The sequence below is a fragment of the Falsiroseomonas sp. RANM36 genome (assembly GCF_056682175.1).
In genome coordinates this window covers 422,087-423,658 of the sequence record NZ_JBWXTD010000003.1, presented here as the reverse complement: position 1 = coordinate 423,658, position 1,572 = coordinate 422,087, and the positions used below count along the sequence as shown (strand labels likewise).

Annotated in this window: 1 protein-coding gene and 1 pseudogene; both read right to left on the bottom strand. The window is 75.7% G+C overall.

The window, feature by feature from the left end; genetic code table 11:
- Window positions 1-1,378 (bottom strand): alpha,alpha-trehalose-phosphate synthase (UDP-forming) (locus AC1MIR_RS06790; RefSeq protein WP_480027424.1); only part of this gene is annotated, 1,378 nt, incomplete at its 3' end.
- Window positions 1,375-1,572, bottom strand: a pseudogene (locus AC1MIR_RS06785) (trehalose-phosphatase); the annotation flags it as partial. The gene AC1MIR_RS06790 and the pseudogene AC1MIR_RS06785, both read right to left, overlap by 4 nt.

Here is a 1,572-nt window from a genome sequence, read left to right as displayed (position 1 = left end):
GCGCGGCGGGGGCGCGGGGGGGGGGGGGCGGGGCGGTCGCCTGGGCGCCTTCCCGCGCCGCCCGGACGCGGCGGCACCCGGCGGCCGCGCTGTTGGCGCGGACCGCGGCGTCCATCGGCCGCCACCGCGCCAGCCGCTCCTCGGCCGGCATGGTCAGCGCGACGTCGAGCGCCTCCGCGATGTCGTCCGGATCGAGCGGGTTGACCAGCAGCGCGCCCTCCAGCTCGCCGGAGGCGCCGGCGAAGCGGGGCAGCACCAGCACGCCGGGATCCTCCGGGTGCTGCGCGGCCACGTATTCCTTCGCGACCAGGTTCATCCCGTCGCGCAGCGGCGTGACCAGCCCGATCCTGGCCAGCCGCATGTAGCCGGCGAGCGTCGGGCGCGCGACGGCGCGGGTGATGTAGCGGATCGGCGCCCAGTCGGGCTCGGCGAACTGGCCGTTGATGCGGCCGACGCTCTCGTCCAGCTCGCGGCGCAGCGCGCGATAGGTGGCGACGTCGCCGCGGCTGACCGGGGCCACCTGCAGGAAGGTGACCTTGGAGCGGTGCCGCGGAAAGCGCTGCAGCAGCTTGCCGAAGCCCGTGATGCGCTGCGGCAGGCCCTTGGTGTAGTCGAGCCGGTCCACACCGATCGCCAGGGCGCGCCCGGCAAGCGAATCGCGCAGCTGGTCCACTTCCTTCGTGCGGAAGCGCCGCGCCGCCAGCGCCGCGAAGCCGGCGGCGTCGATGCCGATGCCGAAGGCGCCGACGCGCGACGCGGCCTCGGCGTCGCCGCCGGCGACCAGCGCGCCGCGCAGGTTCTCCGCGTCGTCCTCGGTCTGCACGCCGATCGCGTCATGCGCGCCCATCGCGCGCAGGATCTCCTCGGCCTTGGGCAGGCCCATGATCACCGCGCGCGGCGGGAAGGGCACATGCAGGAAGAAGCCGATCTTCTGCCGGCAGCCCAGCGCGCGCAGTTCCGCCGCCAGCAGGAACAGGTGGAAATCATGCACCCAGATCGTGTCGTCCGGGCGCAGCACCGGCGCGAGCGCCGCGGCGAAGGCGGCGTTGACCCGACGGTAGCCCTCCCAGTCCTCGCGCGCGAAGCGGGCGATGCCGAGGCGGTAATGCAGCACCGGCCACAGCGCGCCGTTGGAGAAGCCGAGATAGTAGTGCCGGTAGTCCTCCTCGCTCAGGTCGAGGGTGGCGTAGTTGACCCGGCCCTTGCGCTGCGTGGCGGGCGTCGCGGCGGGCTGCGCGGAGGTCGTGCCGGACCAGCCGAACCACAGCACGTCGCGGCGCTGCAGCGCATCCTTCAGCGCGACGGCCAGCCCGCCCGCGGTGGCGCCGCGCTCCCGCGGGTCGGGCACGCGGTTGGCGACGATGACAAGCCGGCTCATGGCGAGGCCGCCTCGGCGGTGGCGTCCTCGGCGAGGCGGGCGAGCCAGTCGCGCAGGGCCGCGGGGCTGCCGAAGGCCTCCTGCCGCCGGAGGCCGAGGCCGCCGGCCGCGCGCGCCGCCGCCCACCCCGCCTCCTCCGGCACCTCCTCGCCGACAAAGACCCCCACGCGCCCCGCCAACGGCGGCCCCGGCAA